Annotated in this window: 10 protein-coding genes; 8 read left to right on the plus strand and 2 right to left on the minus strand. The window is 37.8% G+C overall.

Annotated elements, in window-relative coordinates; translation table 11 throughout:
* Positions 1 to 8: 8 nt before the first annotated feature.
* From pglX to F886_RS07870, 8 genes are all read left to right on the plus strand, one after another.
* Positions 9 to 3,593: a BREX-1 system adenine-specific DNA-methyltransferase PglX gene (pglX, locus tag F886_RS07835; protein ID WP_005303502.1), complete on the plus strand. Its 3,585-nt coding sequence runs from the start codon at positions 9 to 11 to the stop codon at positions 3,591 to 3,593.
* The gene (locus F886_RS07840; RefSeq protein WP_005303504.1) at positions 3,593 to 5,530 is read left to right on the plus strand and encodes a DUF262 domain-containing protein; all 1,938 of its coding nucleotides are present in this window, start codon (positions 3,593 to 3,595) and stop codon (positions 5,528 to 5,530) included. Before pglX ends, F886_RS07840 begins: the two co-directional genes overlap by 1 nt.
* Positions 5,527 to 8,151 (plus strand): BREX-1 system phosphatase PglZ type A, encoded by a 2,625-nt coding sequence (gene pglZ, locus F886_RS07845; protein WP_005303506.1) that lies wholly within the window; start codon positions 5,527 to 5,529, stop codon positions 8,149 to 8,151. Before F886_RS07840 ends, pglZ begins: the two co-directional genes overlap by 4 nt.
* Positions 8,152 to 8,180: 29 nt before the next feature.
* Positions 8,181 to 10,220: a protease Lon-related BREX system protein BrxL gene (brxL, locus tag F886_RS07850; protein ID WP_002010967.1), complete on the plus strand. Its 2,040-nt coding sequence runs from the start codon at positions 8,181 to 8,183 to the stop codon at positions 10,218 to 10,220.
* Positions 10,221 to 10,283: 63 nt separating this feature from the next.
* On the plus strand, positions 10,284 to 15,014 hold the full coding sequence (locus F886_RS07855) for an AAA domain-containing protein (protein ID WP_002010669.1): 4,731 nt from the start codon (positions 10,284 to 10,286) through the stop codon (positions 15,012 to 15,014).
* A gap of 322 nt (positions 15,015 to 15,336) precedes the next feature.
* Complete coding sequence (locus tag F886_RS07860) at positions 15,337 to 15,993, plus strand: type II toxin-antitoxin system toxin DNA ADP-ribosyl transferase DarT (RefSeq protein WP_000233088.1); 657 nt, start codon at positions 15,337 to 15,339, stop codon at positions 15,991 to 15,993.
* Positions 15,993 to 17,078 carry a type II toxin-antitoxin system antitoxin DNA ADP-ribosyl glycohydrolase DarG gene (locus F886_RS07865; protein ID WP_004669001.1) on the plus strand — a complete coding sequence of 362 codons (1,086 nt, stop codon included), beginning with the start codon at positions 15,993 to 15,995 and terminating at the stop codon, positions 17,076 to 17,078. The genes F886_RS07860 and F886_RS07865 overlap by 1 nt, the downstream gene beginning before the upstream one ends.
* A 711-nt stretch (positions 17,079 to 17,789) precedes the next feature.
* Positions 17,790 to 18,107, plus strand: a complete 318-nt coding sequence (locus tag F886_RS07870; protein ID WP_081399348.1) for a hypothetical protein — start codon at positions 17,790 to 17,792, stop codon at positions 18,105 to 18,107.
* A gap of 154 nt (positions 18,108 to 18,261) precedes the next feature.
* On the opposite strand, the gene F886_RS07875 is transcribed toward F886_RS07870, so the two are convergent.
* A complete protein-coding gene (locus tag F886_RS07875) occupies positions 18,262 to 19,353 on the minus strand; it encodes a M48 family metallopeptidase (RefSeq protein WP_005303510.1) in 1,092 nt (363 codons plus the stop codon).
* 20 nt (positions 19,354 to 19,373) lie between these two features.
* Entirely contained in the window at positions 19,374 to 20,462 is a 1,089-nt protein-coding gene (locus tag F886_RS07880; RefSeq protein ID WP_005303512.1) for a YjgN family protein, read from the minus strand.
* Between the last annotated feature and the right edge of the window lie 346 nt (positions 20,463 to 20,808).

Here is a 20,808-nt window from a genome sequence, read left to right on the forward strand (position 1 = left end):
GTTTAAACATGAATACCAGTAATATTAAAAGATATGCACCGCAAGCACGAAATGATTTTATTGCAGCCATGCGAAAGCAGGCTGCGAAGTATGGCATTACACCCAACAAAATTCTGCCAGCAGAACAGAAAGGGGATCTTTTACTGATTGGGGATCAGACTTTTCCTTTATCAGTGATGAAACCACGTGAGAAGCTGATCAAACGTATTCAAGCGACTAACTTCGAGCAAACTATTGATTATATCGCTTACAGTTGGTTTAACCGCCTCTGTGCGATTCGCTATATGGAATGCAAAGGTTTACTGGATCATGGTCGTCGTGTGCTTAGCAGTGCTGATGGTAGTGCAGGCTTGCCGCAGATTCTGGAAGAATGTTTAGACATTGACCTGCCAAGTTTAAATGCCAATCGTGTGGCTGAACTAAAGTTGGACGGCAATAAAGACGAAGAGTTGTACCGAGAATTATTACTGGCTCAATGTCATGCGTTGAATCAGGTGATGCCATTATTATTTGAACAAGTGTCCGATGAGTCTGAGCTGCTGTTACCAGATAACTTGACCAAAACTGATTCTTTGATCCGTGATTTAGTGGCTAGTATTCCTGAAGAAGATTGGTCAGATGTGCAGATTATTGGCTGGTTATATCAGTTTTATATTTCTGAAAAGAAAGATCAGGTGATTGGTAAAGTCGTAAAAAGTGAGGATATTCCAGCTGCGACACAACTTTTTACACCAAACTGGATTGTAAAATATCTGGTGCAGAATAGTGTTGGTCGTCTATGGATGATAGCACATCCAGAAAGTATACTAGCGAGTAGTTGGGAATATTATATTCAGCCAGCGGAACAAACTGATGAGGTCAATGCACAATTAAAACAGTTGATTGATGTACGCATTAGTGAGGATGGAGATACCTTAAAACCTGAAAGCATTACGGTGCTGGATCCAGCCTGTGGTTCGGGCCATATTCTGGTAGAAGCTTATGATTGTTTAAAAGCGATTTATCTAGAGCGTGGCTACCGCAGCCGTGATATTCCACGTTTGATTCTGGAAAACAACCTGTACGGGATTGATATTGATACCCGTGCTGCACAGCTCTCCAGTTTTGCCTTGTTGATGAAAGCGCGTGAAGATGACCGCCGTTTATTTAGCAATCCACCAAAACTGAATATTATTGCTTTACAGGACAGTCAGGGGCTGGATGCAGATCAAATCTGGCAAGATCTCAACTTAAATCAAGCATGGCAAAAAGGCAGTCATGTCGACCTTTTCGGTAACGACCAAAATGATTTAAGCAGTCCAGGCAATGATGCACGTTATATTTTAATTCAAGAACTGGTCGAGAAGTTTAAAGAAGCTACAACTTTTGGTTCTTTAATTCGCATGGATAGTTCAGAACAAGATTTTGTTGACTTTCAGAACACCTTAGAAGGGTTAGCTAGTGAGGGTGATAGTTTACAGAAAGCTGCTGCTAAAAAATTATTGCCTATGGTGATTCAAGCAAAATTCTTAGCTAAAAAATATGATGCTGTAATCGCTAACCCACCGTATATGGGTGGTAAAGGCATGAATACAGAACTTAAAGATTTTGCTAAAAAGCAATTCCCTGACAGTAAGTCAGATATGTTCGCTATGTTTATAGAGCGTTGCCAAGAACTTTCTAATGCTTCAGGTGAAACAGCATTTGTCACGCCTTATGTCTGGATGTTTATTTCGTCTTATGAACAAATGCGTAGCAAACTAATAACAGATGCAACAATTCAATCACTTGTACAACTTGAGTATAATGCGTTTGAACCTGCTTGTGTTCCTGTGTGTGCCTTTATTGTAGGAAAAACACACACAGCAGATTTTGTTGGTAGTTATATTAAATTATCTGAATTTAAGGGATATGAAAATCAGGCACCTAAAACATTAGAAGCTATTAATAGTCCTGATTGTGGTTGGTTTTTCAATGCTAAGCCTGATAGCTTTAAGAAAATCCCGGGAAGCCCTGTAGCTTATTGGATTAGTGATAAAATATTTAAATCATTTGAGAATGGAAGGCCTCTATCTAATGTAGCAATGCCATCTGTTGGTCTACAAACAGGTGATAATGATTTATTTATTAAATTTTGGTTTGAAGTAAACAAATCTAATATTGATTACACTTATAATAAAACATCTGATAATAAAATTTCTGAGAAAAAATGGTTTCCATATACTAAAGGTGGGGAATTTAGAAAATGGTATGGCAATAATTTTTGGGTAGTTAATTGGCAAAATGATGGCTATCAAATTAAACAGCATCGAAGTTCCCGACCTCAAAATAGAGATAAATATTTTTTAGAAGGACTTTCTTATACAAATATTAGTTCAAGTCAATTTGCTTCTAGATATACCCCCCCTGGTTTTATTTTTGATCAAAAGGGGTCAATGTTCTTTAGTGAAAAACTAATAAATATCAAAAATGTTGCTTGTTTTCTTCATAGTAAAATAGGTAGTGAACTATTAAAAATTACATCACCTACATTGGATTTTAATCCAGGATCACTTGCTAATCTCCCACTATTAGATGTCAATTTAGTTGATATTGAAAGAATGTTCGATAAAGCTGTATGTTCATCAAAAAAAGATTGGGATTCTTACGAAATCTCATGGGACTTTACTGTAAATCCAATTATTCGTACTCGACAACTAAACCTAGAGCAAGCTTTTAACAGTTGGCAACAGCAAAACTCAGACGCTGTGGCTGAAATGAAGCGTCTGGAAGAAGAAAACAACAAACTGTTTATTGACGCTTATGGTTTACAGGATGAACTGACACCAGATGTACTTGATGAGCAAATTACTTTAACTCGTGCCGATCGTGAAAAAGACAGCCAGAGGTTAGTATCCTATGCCATTGGTTGCATGATGGGACGTTACAGCTTAGATGAACCAGGTCTGATCTATGCCCATGCAGGCAATCAAAACTTTGATGCAAGTCGTTATCAAACATTCCCAGCTGATGCTGACGGCATTATTCCATTAACCGAAATGCACTGGTTTGAAGATGATGCTACACATCGTATCCAAGAGTTCTTAACTGCGGTTTGGGGTAAAGATAAGCTAGATGCCAATATGCAATGGCTTGCAGAAAGCTTAGATAAAAAAGCAAGTGAAACAGCGGAAGATACCATTCGCCGTTATCTTGCTAGTAAGTTTTACAAAGACCATATGCAGACCTATAAAAAGCGCCCAATCTACTGGCTATTTAGCAGTGGTAAGCTAGGGGCTTTTCAGGCATTGGTGTACTTGCACCGCTATAATGAAAGCACTCTGGCACGTATGCGTACAGAATACGTGATGCCGCTGATTTCCAAAATGGCAGCGATGGTTAATTCTTTGCAAAGTGAAATCGAAAACAGTGATTCCGCTGCTGAAATTAAACGTAAAGAGAAAGAACTACAAAATCTGCATAAGCAACAGGCTGAACTGAGTATCTTTGAGGAAAAACTGCGCCACTATGCCGATCAGCGTATATCACTGGATCTAGATGATGGTGTGAAAGTGAACTATGGCAAGTTTGGGGACTTGTTGGCTGAAGTCAAAGCAGTGACGGGGGAGAAATAATGCAATTAAGAAGCTTAAATGAAATTTTTGAAAATCGACTTATTCGGATCCCTGACTATCAAAGGGGATATGCCTGGCGTAAACAACAACTTAAAGATTTCTGGGAAGACTTAACCTTACTTGAAGCAGATCGCGTTCATTATACAGGGGTTATTACCTTAGAAGCAGTAGACCGTAAAACTTGGTCGAAGTGGGAAGACGATGAATGGCTGATTGATGATCTTGATTATAAGCCCTACTTTGTCGTAGATGGTCAGCAGCGATTAACGACAGCGATTATTTTAATACAGGCGATTATTGAAACTGTTCCTGAAGGAAAAAGTATCGCAAATCAGTTTGTTTCTGATTTAAAAGCCAAATTTGTTCAAAGAAAACCAACTGATGGGATTCGTGAAAGCTATATCTTTGGCTATGAAAAAGATAATCCAAGTGATGAGTTTTTAAGAACTAAAATTTTTGGTTTGCAGTCTCATACTAATCAATTGCAGGAAACGCTGTATACACGCAATTTATTCAATGCAAAGAAATTCTTTAAAGAAAAATTAGCGGAACTGAGCTTTGAAGAAATCACGGTTTTATATAAAAAATTGACGCAAAAACTGCGTTTTAACTTGTATGAAATTGATGATGAGATCGATGTATTTGTTACTTTTGAAACCATGAATAATCGTGGCAAATCCTTAACCAATTTGGAATTGCTGAAAAACCGATTGATTTATCTGTCGACATTATATCGTGACAATCAGGGGCGTTCTAAGCTTCGAAAAAATATCAATGATGCATGGAAAACCATTTATGAGTATCTAGGTAAAAATCCTGAAAAACCTTTGCCAGATGATGAGTTCTTAAAAAATCATTGGATTATGTATTTCAAATACAGTCGTGATAAAGGGGATGATTATAAAAAATTCCTGCTGGATGAAAAATTTAATGCCCGTTGTATCACGCATCCAAAAAATGCCCAGGACACCTTGAAAATTGAAGAGATTCAGGATTATGTAGCAAGTCTTCAACAGTCTGTTATGAATTGGTTCTATTTACATAATCCTTATTTCCCAGTAGCAAATAATCTTTCTGATGATGAGCAATTATGGCTAGATCGACTAGGACGTTTGGGTTTTAATGCATTTAGACCTCTAATCTTAGCTGCTTATAATACCAATACTCCTGCAACCAAGATCTCTGAATTGCTGAAAGTTGCAGAGCGGTTTGCTTTTACTTTATTTAGTTTGAGTCAACGACGTGCCAATACAGGAGACTCAGCAATTTATGGTTTAGCACGTGAGCTTTTAACGGGGAGAAACACAATCGATGCAACGATTAATTCAATAGAGGGATTAATCACACGATTCTTTGATCCACATAACTATTTCACTTATATCGAAGACAAATACAAGTTTAGGGATGGATTCTACTCATGGAAGGGTATTCGTTATTTCCTTTATGAATATGAACATTATCTCAAAGAGAAAGGAAAGAATCCTACAACCAAATTAATGTGGAATGAGTTTACTGAAAGCTTGGAGGGTTATGTAACTTTAGAGCATATCTATCCACAAAAAGATACAGATCCATACTGGGTTAGTAAATTTGGCCATCTTGATGGGCAACAACGAAAATGGCTTACACATTCTTTAGGTAACTTATTGCCATTATCTCATTCAAAAAATTCTTCATTACAAAATGACAGTTTTGATTTAAAGAAAAATAATGACGAAGGTATTGGATATTACAATGGATCTGTTTCGGAAAATGAAGTCAATCTTAAGAATGATTGGACACCACAAGAAATCTTAGAACGAGGTCTAGAGCTACTTCGTTTTATGGAGGAAAGATGGGACGTTCAATTAGGAGATGAAGCATTTAAACGAAAACTACTTCACCTTGATAGTATCCAGATATTTGTTCCTCAAGATCAAAAAGAGGTAGTTGCATGAATCTGGATCAATTACAAAAAGGTCTGGAACAGGCTTTCTACACTGAAAAACATCGAATTGTCTTCTGGTACGATGCGGAACAGTCATTTACTGAAGAAATCAAAGCCCTAGAGCTAAATGATGTCCAGATTCTGAATATGGCAGAAGAGTCGAGTCTGGCGATCAAGCTCAAACTGGAACTGCAAGATCAGCAGGGCAAATACCTGCTGTATTTCCCAAGTGCTGAGCCTGAAACCGAAAAAGACTGGTTACTGGACATCAAGCTCTATTCACGCAGCTTCTATGCCGATCGTTTCTCGATTATTTTCAATGAGCTGGGTTTACAGCAGCAGAGTCTAAGAGAACATCTGGCCAAACGTGAAGAATTCCTCAAAGCCAAAGCTCGTCTGAGTACATTGAAACACTATATCCAGCCTGATGCAGATGAACAGAATCTGGATATGGCCATGATTGCAGCTGTGGTCAAGGCTGACAGTGCCGAACTCATGCATATCGTTCTGGCACTGGCAGATGAAATGGTACAGCAGAACCTGGCTCTGGAAGTCAATCCAGAATCCTTTGCTGAACTGGAAAAGTTCCAACTAGTGCCGGCTTTAGTTACCGCATTACAGGCGGAAATTGGTTATCCAGCATCGGTTGAGGAGCTGAATGGGGAAACACAGTTCAAGCTCGGTACATTCTTTATCCGGTTAATGACCACAGGTTTCTGTGAAAGCTTGGGCGATGTACCGGTATGGGCCCAGGAACTGGTGATGTCTTCTGTCAGTTCCCGTGCAACAGCCAGAGCCTTTTTGTCGCGCTGGAGAGACAGTTCTAAATACTACCCAACCTTCGATACACTCTCCCAGACCGTGGCCAATGCACTGCGGATCCAGGAGAAGGTCGGGACTTTTGATCTGGAGCAGCTGCTCGATGTCATGACCTTTGAAGTGATTGAACAAAAGATCATTGTTGATTTGGCCAGTCATATCCCCGCAGTAGCCAAAGCTGAACTGGAACATTTCAGAACGATTATTTCTACCCGTCTGGATGGCTATTGGGCTTCCAAACATAAGGACGATGCAACCCGCCGTAAATATCGCACTGTCTATACAGCGTTGCAGTCAGCGATTGAGCTCTTCAGCCTGCGACTGCAGTTTGATTCTGGGTTTTATTTCGACTCTAGCGAAGCCTTGTATAAAGCCTACGAGCAGGAGTTGTATTGCTTTGATATGGCCTATCGCCACTACAGTGCAGCCTCGCAACGAGCTCATGTCGATATTCTCAAAAAACTCGATGAAGAAATCGAAAATTGTTATTCCTACTGGTTTATCGATCACCTGGCACGCAACTGGGGTGAGCGGATTGAAGCAGAGCAACGTCTGAATGTCTGGAAAATGGCGGATATCCCAAATCAGCAGAACTTCTATGATACCCATGTCAGACCTTTGCTTAATTCTGCAACTAAACGCCGTATTGTGGTGATCATCAGTGATGCTTTCCGCTATGAAGCTGCAGTAGAGCTGTGTGATCGTATCAATGAAAAGCGTTATTCAGAAGCGACTTTGTCTTCACAGCTGGGAGTTGTGCCAAGTTACACCACACTCGGCATGGCCTCATTACTGCCACACCAGACTTTGGAGTACAAAGAGAGTGCAGGGGATGATGTTTTAGTAGATGGGCAGTCCAGCAAAGGGACTGCAGCACGATCCAAAATTCTGGCTGCCTATAATGGATTGGCAGTAACCGCTGAAATGGTAAAAGGCTGGTCGCGTGATGAAGGCCGTGAAGCGCTGAAAGACCATGAGCTGATTTACGTTTATCACAACGTGATTGATGCACGCGGTGACAGCGCCTCGACAGAATCAGAAACCTTTATGGCGGTGGAACATGCCATTGAAGAGCTGACCGAACTCAGCCGCAAAATTTTAATGCACTTCAATATTTCCACCCTGTTGATTACAGCCGACCATGGCTTCTTGTTCCAGCAAAGTAAACTGGAATCTGTGGATCGTTCAAGCTTGACTGAAAAACCTACCAATACATTGAAGAGCAAAAAACGCTATGTGATTGGGCATGGTTTACCAGAGAGCAAGGAAGCCTGGAAAGGCTCAACCCAAGCTACGGCAGGCACACTATCTGCGACTGATTTCTGGATTCCAAAAGGGGCGAACCGTTTCCATTTTGTAGGAGGCTCACGTTTTGTGCATGGCGGCATCATGCCTCAGGAAATTGTGGTGCCGGTACTGACGGTAAAACAGCTACGTGGTGAAAAGGCTGGACAGCGGACCAAGCGTAAAGTTGAGGTCATTTCTACCAAATCCACGCTGAAGATGGTCAATAACATCCAGAAGTTTGATTTGATGCAAACTGAAGCTGTCAGTGAGCTGGTCATGCCAGTGACTTTATCCATTGCCATTTATGATGGGGATCTCAAAGTTTCCAGTGAAGAAACTTTGACTTTTGATAGCAGTACCGACTCTGTTGCCGATCGGGTCAAACAGGTCAGATTGTCATTGTCTGGCACTGATTTTGACCGTAAGAAAGATTACTTCCTAGTACTGAAGGACAAAGACCTGAATATCGAGATGCAGCGCTATAAGGTCACCATTGATCTGGCATTTACCGATGACTTCTTCTGATAACGAATTAACGATAGAGCGTAGCCTACATGGAATCTGCTAACGATAAAGAACTGGATCAGCTGCTGAATGAACACTTTGCTGGGCGGGTGGTACGTAAGGATCTGACTAAACTGATCAAAGAAGGGGCTAACGTTCCTGTCTATGTACTCGAATACCTGCTAGGGATGTATTGTGCCTCGGATGATCCTGAGATCATTGAGCAGGGACTACGTAACGTAAAGACCGTGCTGGCAGAGAACTATGTACGACCTGATGAAGCGGAGAAAGTAAAATCCCTGGTTCGTGAACGTGGCAGTTATAAGGTCATTGATCGGGTGACCGTAAAGCTGAATGAGCGTAAAGACAAATACGAAGCCTCTTTCAGTAATCTAGGTATTAAAGATGCTGAGATTTCGGCAGGCATCGTCAAAGAGTATGAAAAATTACTCGTTGGTGGTATCTGGGTGATTGCAACACTCAGTTATTATTTTGATGAAGGACAGTCAAATTCTCCATTTGGTGTGAGCCTACTCAAGCCGATTCAAATGCCGAATATGAATATGGATGAACTCTTCAGCGGCAGAGCAGCATTAAGCACTGATCAGTGGCGCGAGAGTTTAATCCGTTCGATTGGTATGGAACCAGCTTCTTTAAGAGAGGACGTTCAATGGCACCTATTAGCGCGTATGGTTCCGTTCGTTGAAAATAACTATAACGTTTGTGAACTGGGACCACGCGGTACTGGGAAAAGTCATATTTATAAAGAATGTTCACCGAATAGCATTTTAGTCTCTGGTGGACAAACGACTGTCGCCAACCTGTTCTATAACATGAGTAGTCGCCGTATTGGTCTGGTTGGCTTATGGGATGTGGTGGCCTTTGATGAAGTCGCTGGTATTTCCTTTAAGGATAAAGATGGCGTACAGATCATGAAAGACTACATGGCCTCAGGATCTTTTGCACGTGGTCGTGAACAGATGGAGGCCTCGGCTTCGATGGTTTTTGTGGGGAATATCAACCAGAGTGTTGAGTCCTTGGTCAAAACCAGCCATCTATTGGTACCTTTCCCTGAAGCCATGATCGATTCAGCATTCTTCGATCGTTTTCATGCATATATTCCAGGTTGGGAAATTCCGAAGATGCGCCCGGAGTTTTTCACCAACCGTTATGGCCTGATCGTTGATTATCTGGCTGAATTCTTCCGGGAAATGCGCAAGCGTAGCTTTGCCGACTCGATTGAAAAGTACTTCAAGTTGGGAAATAACCTGAATCAACGCGATGTGATTGCGGTTCGTAAGACTGTATCTGGTTTGATGAAGCTGCTCTACCCCCACGGGCAGTTTAACAAAGAAGATGTGCGTCAATGTTTGGAATACGCCCTTCAGGTGCGTCGTCGAGTCAAAGAACAGCTGAAAAAAATAGGTGGCATGGAATTCTATGACGTGCATTTCAGCTATATCGACAATGACACACTTGAAGAGCACTTTGTTTCAGTAAAAGAGCAGGGTGGTGGGGGGCTGATTCTCGAAGGTCCTGCTAAACCAGGTTTTCTGTATACCATCGGACTCAGTAATAAGGGCATGCCAGGCTTATACCGCCTAGAATTGCAAGTCACTAAAGGTTCAGGAAAATTGGCAACATCTGGTTTATGGAATTCAAGTAGCGCAAAAGAACAAGTTAAAATTGCTTTTGATTACTTTAAAGCCAATGCAAATCGGATATCAGGTGGAAGTAAGGTACTTGAACATGATTTCCATCTACATGTAGTTGAATTGCAAAATACTGGTCCACTTAGCCATCTTGCCCTCCCAAGTTTAGTGGCTTTTGCATCTGGCTTGTTAGGACGATCGGTACAAAGCCAGATGGTCGTGCTCGGTGATATGAGTCTAGGTGGTTCTGTGACACCAGTGGAAAGTATTGCTGAATGTCTTCAGGTTGCTTTTGATGCTGGTGCCAAGAAGGTTGCTTTACCAATGAGTAGTGCGGCAGATATCCCCACGATTCCTGTAGAATTGTTTACCAAGTTCCAGACCAGTTTCTACGCGGATCCTGTGGATGCGGTATTCAAAGCTTTGGGTGTGGATTGAATTTATTCTGTATAAATCAATTAAAGAGAAAAGCTTTTGAAATGATTAGGAAATATGAATCACATGAAGGATTTAATAACAGCTATTTTGGTTAAACAGCCCAAACTCACTGCTAGAGAAATTGCCAAAATTATTGGTATTGAAAAGAAAGAAGTGAATGCTTTCTTATATCAAAATAAAGATATCTTTTCACAAGATGAAGCCTTTTGTTGGTCTTTAGCTATAATCCCGTCAGTTAAAAATTTAGAAAGACCAATGATGAACTCTGAACTTGAATTAAATGATATTGTTAAAAACAAACTAATTCAATTGTTGGATTATGTATCCCATCAAGCTGAGGATACTCAAAAAATTCAATATGAAATGAGTGGTAATAGATTTTATTCTCATGATCTAGAAAAACTGCGTGGCTTAAAAATTCTGAATGATGACGATTGGTGGTTCCAAATTGAACGATTACAGCTTCAATCGGTGCCGAAACCATCTCAAATACTCTCCTCCTACATTCATGTTGATGCCGAAAAAGAACCCACTGTTAATTTTTCTAGTTTAAATAAGATTGTATCTTTCAAAAAAGTTCATCAATTCCGCTTGCCCTACAGTAGCGTGGCATGTGATTTGATTACTAAAATTGACATACTTCAGAAGCTGTTCAAAGAATTCGAAAGCTATCAAAATATTTGGGAAGATTGGAAACAAAATAACGATGAGATTAAAAAATCTATTGTTGTTTATGACAAATTATTCTCATGGAATACAGCGATTAATTTAGGTGGAACAGGTGATGGTGAGGAAATTGTCGCAGGCTTTGGTTTAGTTGACTGGGTACTTCCAACGACTCAAAAATCTTATTCATATCCTCTTATGACTATCCCGTTAGAAATGGAGATAGAAAAAAATGGATTAATACGTGTAGGTGCCAAAGATACACGTGCCAATATAGAAATGGATGCCATCTTATTAGAGGATGATCTGCCTACTTCAGGACAAGTAAAATTAGCTTTAAAAGAAAACTTAAATAATGGTCGCTCATTACAACTATTTGAAGGGGAAACTTACTCTGATCTAGTTGAAGCATTCGTTGCGAATATTTTTTCAAGAGGAGTAATTATTGAGGCAGAAAATAGGGCTATACCATCTAAAAATCTAGCGGTGACATTAACATCTGTATTGTTTAGTCGTCCAAAAAGAAATTCTATTTTAAGTGATGACATTGAGTTATTGAAAACTAAACTTAATGATCCTTCAGTGGCTATACCTGAACAACCTTTATCGTTAGTGACAGAATTAAAAAGCGATATTAATCAAAAAGAGACTTACAGTTTTAGGGGGCGTTCTGGTACCGAAGGATTCGGATCAAAAGTTGAAGAACTTTATTTCCCGCTCCCTTATAACAAAGAACAAATTACTATTGTCCAGAATCTGCTAACCAGCAGTGGTGTAGTGGTGCAAGGTCCACCAGGTACAGGTAAAACACATAGTATTGCCAATATTATTTGTCACTATTTGGCAAATGGTAAAAAAGTACTAGTAACTGCACAGCAGTCACATGTCCTTAAAACGGTACATGAAAAGATTCCTGATGAATTAAAGCCTTTGGTGGTCAGTCGAATTGGTTCAAGCAAAGAAAGTAAAAATCAGCTTGAATCTTCAATCGATTTGATCGTGCAAAAAATTACTCAGATGAATGTTGCAGAAGTTCGAAAAACGATCGAGGTTCTAAAACAACAAATAGATCATAACCATCATGAAATGGCATTGATTGATCGAGAAATATATAACTTTGCAGAAAAGCATTATCAGAATATTGAGGTAGATGGTAATAAAAAATTACCTATGGATATCGTGAAAACGGTATTAGAAAGTAGAGCATCTTACGAATGGTTTAACGATCAATTAACTTTAGAGAATAAAGACCAGTTTCCTTTTTCCCAGATTGAGTTGATTCAACTGAGAGACTCAAGGAAGAAAATAGGTATAGATTTACCATTCATAAATTATGGTCCTCTGCCAGTTCCTGAGAGATTATTAGATTCGACCAGTCTAAAGAAATTAAGTGAATTCTTAAAAGAAAAGGATGAGATTGAGGAATTCTTAAAGAAAAATGACCAACATATTTTCAAGGAAATTACTTCTGAAGTAGAAATTAATGAGCTAAGAGATTGGTTAAAGATTTATTTGGAAGATCTAAACCTTGTTCTTGATCATTCAGAACCATGGTTATTGAGTTATTTCAAAAAGATAAATTCAGAAGATAAGGGTATGGAGCTGGATATCTATACCAATCTCATTCAAGAAGTCCAATCTTTATTGGAATATAGAAAATCACTATTAACTGATCCTATAGAGCTAAATTTTGAGATACACCCAAACTCAAAAGAATATCAAGCTGTTCAACGAGCTGTTGATACAGGTAAACCATTTAATTGGTATCATTTTGGTACTGCTGAATTACAAGAACTATTTAAGTCAATTAAAGTTTCTGGAAAATATCCTGATACGGCAGATGAATGGAAAAGAGTTAAAGAATATATTGATAGAAGGCAGACTCTTAATATTTTTATGAGCAAATGGAATAGTATTGCAGCTCAATTAGACATTCCTTTAATTGAATTAAATAATCGTGGTATAGATACAATATTAAAAGAGTTCACACAGCTCATTAGCAGAACCCAAAAATGCCTGGATTTGAAAAACAAGTATTTAGATGTATTTACTGCTAATTATTTAAAAGTTTTTTGTAGGGCTAAATCTTTTGATTTCTATGGATTACCTAAAAATATTGATGACTTGATTCAATTGTTAGGTCAGAAGTTAAAAATATTTAATTTAGAAGTCTATCAACAGCAACTGTCTGATCAAATACTTTATCTGTCGGAATTTGATAATAAAATATCAAATCGGCTGCAAAAAATTGTGTCTCAGACTGATTCAGATTTGCTGTATGAAAATGAACTCAGAGAATATGCTGATCTATTAAAGCAATTGGTACATTTGAAAGATTTAACTGAAGATTTTGAAAGAGTTAAATCAGCCAGTATTAAATTGAGCCAAACAAATGCTTTGATTCTTAGTAAAGATATTCTTGAGATTCCGTACGCTGAAGAAATTGAGGATCCTGTATTACGTAATACATTGCTTGAGGCTTGGGAATGGAAACGTCTTGAGATTTTTGTAATGGACATTAGCAATACAAGTCGAATTGAAAATTTGTATGAGCGCCGTCGTATTCACGAGAAGAATCTATCTCAAAATTATGCTCAATTGGCAGCAAACAAGACGTGGTTGGCGTTAAAGGAAAATGCCTCAGATAAAATTTTAGTTGCATTACAGCGTTATAAAATTGCTGTACAACACTATGGAAAAGGGACAGGTAAGAATGCTCCACGTTATAGAAAAGATGCTCAAGTAGCCCTTAAAGAGGCAACAGCAGCTATTCCTTGCTGGGTCATGTCACATCTTCAGGTATCTGAATCTATGCCTGCTGAGTTAGGTCTCTTTGACTTAGTGATTGTGGATGAGGCATCACAATCATCAATTGACGTATTACCTGTTTTAATGCGTGCTAAAAAGTTATTAGTTGTGGGGGATAATAAGCAGGTTTCTCCAAGTAATGTCGGCCTAGCAAGTGCTCAAATTGATGTATTAAGGAATCGTTATCTACATGGCCAGCCACATGCTGCATATTTAACACCAGATATGTCTTTATACGACATGGCTTCTTCTATCTATGAGTCAAGCGTGATGCTTCTAGAGCATTTCCGCTGTCATCCTGCAATCATTAGTTATAGTAATAAAAACTTTTATGGTAACCGTATTAAGCCAATGCGACTATCGAAGAAGTCTGAGCAGTTAAGCCCAGCTTTAGTCGCAATTTATACACCGCAGGGGTATAGAGAATCTAAAAACAGCAAACATATTAACCGAATAGAAGCGAAAGCAATTATTGAGGAAATGAAGCTACTTCTTAAAGATGAACGATATGCGAATAGATCAATTGGCGTGATCTCTTTGTTAGGTCCAGCCCAGGCTGAGTTCATTCAATCAGAAGCTTTGAATGAATTTGGTGCAGGGACTCTTACGCAGGTTCAATTTGCTTGTGGGGATGCTTCAGCATTTCAGGGCGCAGAAAGAGATATTATTTTCTTATCTATGGTAGCAGATCCTGAGAATTGTCATGCTTTGAGTCGATCCGATCATGAACAGAGATTTAACGTGGCTGCAAGCCGCGCTCGTGAACGGATGTATCTTGTCCACTCCGTGAGTCGTGATCATATATCTCCAAAAGATCTAAGGCTGAATTTACTCAATCATTTTTATGATTTGCAAGAGGATCAAAAAGCGTCATTTGAAGCAAAATTAGAGTTATGTGAATCAGAGTTTGAAAAATCTGTATTCATGGTATTACATGAAATGGGATACACAGTTACTCCACAGGTTAAGGTTGGAAGCTATCGAATTGATTTAGTCGTTGAGTCCGATGGCGATCAGCGTTTAGCTGTTGAATGTGATGGTGATAGCTATCATGGGCCAGAACAATGGCATGATGATATGACTCGTCAACGTGCTTTGGAACGCGCAGGATGGACATTCTGGAGATGTTTTGCATCGAGTTGGTCAATTGAACGTGAAAACATGGTTATGTCATTAAAGGAAAAACTTGATGCAATGGGCATAAAACCTACACATGGAATGATTAGCTTAATTCAAGAGGTAGAACAAAAACTGTGGGTAGATGAAGAATCTGAAATTAATATTAAAAGTGATTTTAAGGAAGATTTATTAGAAGTTTAACTTACATATATTTTTGTTATTTGACTTTGCTTCATTACGAAGCAAAGTCAAATAATTATGCATCCAGAGTTGAGCAATTGATACATGGTAATCCCCTGAAAAATAAAAGGATGTAAAAGTAGAGTTTTCTCTTAAGATAGAAGCAGGAGATTCTGCATGAAAACATCTAAATTTACTGACAACCAAATCATGCTTATTCAAAAGTAAGCTGAATTATGCCTTACATTGGGTTCCCTCGGTTTGGAGGCATATATCAAAATTATAGAGGGAGAGCCTAAATCTATGCTATGTTTAAGCAGGCTTATTCTAATTGTAGAGCAAGATGGTTGGACGTAATTATAGTGATGTACTCAATCCGCAAAAGGCATTAATTTGGCGTATTGTGCATCGTGATAATATTCCGTGGATATTAGAAAATGGCTTACATAGCAGCAATAGTCCAACACAATGTGTAAATTGGGTTCAGATTGGCAGTCCAGAACTGATTGAGAAAAGACAACTGCATCCTGTTCCTGTAGGGAAAAAGGGTGTGCTAAGTGACTATATTCCATTTTATTTCACACCATTTTCACCTATGCTGCTGAATATAAAGAGTGGCCGTGGCGGTGTACGTCAGCGTACTAATGATGAAATTGTTATTTTAGTTTCTAGTTTGTATCAGCTACAGCAACAGCAAATTCCTTTTGTTTTTACAAATAGTCATGCCTATTACCAATGGGCTGAATTCTATACAGATTTATCTAGCTTAAATGAGATCGATTGGTCAATATTACAGGCAAGAGATTTTAAAAGAGATATGGATGATCCTGCGAAGTTTGAACGTTATCAAGCCGAAGCGTTAGTTCATCAACACTGCCCAACAAAAGTATTGATTGGGGTGATATGTTATACTGAAACAGTTAAAGCTCAAATAGAACAGTGGCTGCAACAAGCAGATGTTAATATTCCTGTGCATGTGAGACAAGGGGTGTATTTCTAATGATTCGTTATACAACAGGAAACTTATTAGATGCTCCTGTAGAAGCATTGGTAAATACCGTGAATACCGTTGGTGTAATGGGTAAAGGTATTGCTTTAATGTTTAAGGAGCGTTTTCCAAAAAACATGGCAGCTTATAGTCAAGCGTGCAAAGCTGGACAGGTTACAACTGGAAAAATGTTTGTGACTGAAACTAATGAGTTAATGGGCGCACGTTGGATTATTAACTTTCCAACTAAACAGCATTGGCGGGATAAATCCAAACTCCAATGGATTGAAGATGGTTTGCAGGATCTTAAAAAGTTCATCATTGATCATCAAGTTAAATCTATTGCAATTCCACCATTAGGTGCGGGTAATGGTGGGTTAGAGTGGAGTCGTGTTAAATCAAAAATTGAGACAGAATTATCCGATTTAGAGTATGTGGATATTTTGATTTTTGAACCAACCACACAGTATCAAAACGTGGCAAAGAAAATAGGTGTATCACAACTTACACCAGCACGAGCCATGATTGCAGAGTTAGTACGTCGTTATTGGGTATTGGGGATTGAATGTAGTCTATTAGAAATCCAAAAACTGGCATGGTTTTTACAGCGAGTTATTGAGCAAAAACAATTACCAAATGAATTGAAGCTTAATTTTCAGGCGAACTATTATGGTCCTTATGCTTCTAATTTAGACCATTTGTTGAATGCAATGGATGGTAGCTATCTCAAATCGGACAAGCGAATTCCTGATTGTGACCCCTTAGATGTGATTTGGTTCAATGATCAGCAAAAAAGTAAAGTTCAAGGTTATCTGATTAGTGAAGCAAAAGAGTATATGGCTGCTGTAGAAGGAGCTGCAACATTGATAGAGGGTTTTGAATCACCATTTGGTATGGAACTTTTGGCAACAGTAGATTGGCTTATCTATAAGGAAGGTTATCAACCTAATGTTGAATCAATTCAAGAAGGGTTAGCGAATTGGAGTGCAGGTGAGCGTTGGGCAAGACGGAAATCTGATTTATTCAAAGCAGAGCATATTCAATTTGCATTACAAAAATTAGATGGTTTTGCTTATTCTTATTCAGATGTAACTTAAATCTTAGTATTCGACTTTTTTCTTTTTTTAGTAAATAGAATGCTAAAGATTATAATGAGAAAGATTAAGCATTGGGTGAATTTGCCAAGATTTTTTACGATGTAATCTGACTGTTGAAGTATTCGTATTGCAAGGTCTCTGGTGTATGATTGTTCTGATTGGCGCATAAGATTATCCTGACTCATTTGTTACTTCATGGAATAAGAGTAAAGCTGGATGAATAGTTACAAAAAAGATAGTAAAATTTTATAGTAGTAAAAATGGTAGTAAAAAATATTAATGATAAATAATTTTGTAATTAAAACAATTGATTATAACTTTAATGTGACTACCACCGCTTCCACCAAATTCGAAAAGCCTCTGTTAAAAGCACAGAGGCTTTTTTATGTGAATGTTTTAATGCTTAGAAGCCTATATAAAAATTTGGATTGAGTTAGGCAGATTTTGATTTCAGTTTAATTTGATATTTTGTAGTTAATTGCACCTTCATAATGATCAATATCTTGTCATTGTTTGAAGAATTCTTTCAGGTCAACTATTGCTGCTATATGTATAATTATGAGTAAAATGGCTACTTATAATATAAACCCCTTTGCATCACTAACTTGCAAAGTAAAATCGCCTGATATGTACCAAATTTAAATTAAGAGATATGGATAATTCATGAATTTAATAAAACCTAGTAGTAAGTTATTTCTTGCAATTTTTCTTATGATGAATCTTTCAAATACATATGCAGCAAAGATACAGGCTGTAGATGCTGAAGTACAGGAGAGTGCTGTAGATGTAATGGAAGCTGCTGGAGCAGAAGCTGTAGGTGGGCAAGAGGATATGTGCCGTGTTGACGAGGCATGTGATGTTGCATCTGCTGTTTCTGAGGATGAAATGTACGGTGGGATTCAACAAGAATATGTCGTAAAAGGTTGTAAGGTAACAATCTACAACGATGGGCCTGTGAAAATGGTCAATGTAAAGACGGATCAACCATGTGATGCTCCACTTCCTAAAGACCATAAATTTTCTAGATAGACTCTGTGAGCCTATAAATTATTTTGAGTACCTTTAAAAAAGTTTTAGTACTTAGCAACTCATATGGAAATTTGGATTGAGTTAAGCAGATTGAGATTTCAGCTTAACTTTATATTTCATCGTGTCTTGGGACTGAATCCTCGTTTTCTACTATTTAATCTTTAGCATGTTGTTTTTTCTCAAAATCGTGAACCATTCGAATACGCTCTTCTGTTGCAGGATGAGAGGATAAAGTATCAAGCACAGCTGTAGATAGTTTATTCGCTGAAGATTCTTCTTGAGAAGTTGATGGGTTGGACTGATTTTTTTTATCGATACCTTCTTCTGTTGTATCGCTTAAGCGTTGTAAGAAATTTGCGAAGTGAGAGACTTCTATATGCTTCCTATCCATCAGTTGTAAAGCATATAAATCGGCTTCGGACTCAAATTTACGTGAGTAATTTGCACCTATCATAGCCGCAGGTAATGACGTAAATAAGTCTGAATTATCTCCGGTCATTGCAATGTATAATATACTTAGGCCTAAACTAGTTAACCCTTGTTGCAAACTATGGCGATAAACCAAATGGCCTTGTTCATGGGCTAATACGCCTAAAACTTCCTGATTAGTATGGGCCATTTTGATCAGTTCATCTGTGACGATAATTGTATTATTAGGTAGCGCTACAGCATTTGCCCCTAAATGATCGCCTTTACGGAAGACTAATTTGGCTGGTCTGTTTTCAGCAATAGTATTCAAATATTGCTTAGTAATTTGGTCTTTTTGAGTTTGTGCTAATTGGCTGGGTGCAGTCCAATTATTTAATACATAATTCTCGGCTTCATCACCTAGTTTCTTTAAAGTATTCTCAGGTAATTGAAAAGCAAGATAATGGGATGTGGCAGGAACACCCCATTTCACTAGACTGATCGCAAAAGTAATAACGAAAATTACACTAAAAAGAATAAGACTCGGAGAGCGTTCAAGTTTCCAGATCGAATGTTGAACCTTTTTAGTTGTGTAATTAAACCATTCTGGTAATGCACTATGAAATTCAATTCTTGCATCATCAGATAATTCAATTACTGGGTGTAACTGTCCCAGCGCACCAATCAATTTCATATCAGTATATTGATAATGACGTTGTTGTTCTAATTGCTCACCATACCGAATGAGAACTTCAGATTTAGATTGAGCTGAAATCTGAGCACGGTGAGGTTTAGACACTATGCCATCATAGAAAATGATATCTACTGCTTGGGACATAAATTATTAAACTCAGATTATTATAGAGAGATATCAATATCAAAAATATCACTGATTTCTTCAGCTAAAGCACTTTGTTCTTGCTGAGCGAGATTCATCATTTGATCTGGATCATCTAATAAAATTAAACTCATCGATTCAATCTGATATTTGTGAATACGAACCGCAGCCCAAGCAGACATTAAACCTATGGTTAAGATTTTTACAATCCAGTTTGAAGCTACAATCCATGCAAAACGCCATTGATTACAGTCTGTTTTAAATTGACTGTTTCCAACTGTCGTATTGTTCCATGTCGTAATAAAAATACGTGCAGCAATTAATGGATAAATAAATAATCCAATAAATGCATATACCATAACTATTCCGAAGACTGCAACGTTCGGTGAGAACCCAGCAATTGTGCCAGCCATAGCAAAGTAAATGATTGAAAAAATAGCAATTATACCAATTGCAATAAAAACTGGTATATAAACTGCAGCCATATATGCAGACCATTTCGCGTTTAATTTAAAATTTAATTGTCCAGCATATAAGTTGTTAAGATAATATTTTTTATATAGCCAAATAGCTACAGGTGTAAAGATTCCTAATGTGAAAATATATACCAATATACTCAAAAGAAAGACTTTATAAGATTCTTTTATCGTTCCACCAAAATAAAAACGTGCGTTGCCGAACTTACTATTTCTTGCAGTAAAACGCAAAGTAGCGCGAATTAGCCAAGGTATTGCTGTATATAGTGCAACTAGTCCAACCATAGTCGCAACTATTGAATACTGTGATGAAATTGCAAATACTGCGTAAATTCCTAATGCAATTAAACGTCCAATCAAAATCTTGGTTGGAATTCCTGTAAAATCAAAGCGACGTTCAAAAAATTCTGTATTGCCATAGAAATAGCGTAAGCGACGAACTTTAGCCCACGGTGCATATAAGCTTAAAGTAATAATAGTCAAAAGAATATTAACGATCCAGATTCCAAAATATTCTGAGGCTTTACCATGAAACTTAAAATGATGAATGCCTGATTGAGAAATTGGTGGAGACGTAATATTTTGATCCTCATTCAAATCTTGAGGAGATGAGGGTAAAGCTTGTTCTTGCATTTTATTCTCTTTATTGAAACTAAATGAGCTTGATTGAATGTAATAGATAATTAGAAAGCTATTGAGAACATTATATATTTTTTATAAATGGAAAGAAATAGAATGAAAAGCAAACAACTATTTTTACCATTATATTCTTATTGAATTGTTCGGAGCAGAAAGCAGATCGAGAGAAGTATAAATAATAGGTTTAAAGGGATATTGGTGACTTATTGCAATTTCTAACTGAAACTGTTCTACATCCTTCATTTTATCATTTACCATTTTTTATATTCTAATCTTACCTGTTGAAACTAATATAGCTATATAAATTTCAATACCGTTATAAACCCTTCTTTAACAATAA

The sequence above is a fragment of the Acinetobacter sp. NIPH 542 genome (assembly GCF_000369825.1).
Taxonomy (GTDB): Bacteria; Pseudomonadota; Gammaproteobacteria; order Pseudomonadales; family Moraxellaceae; genus Acinetobacter; species Acinetobacter oleivorans.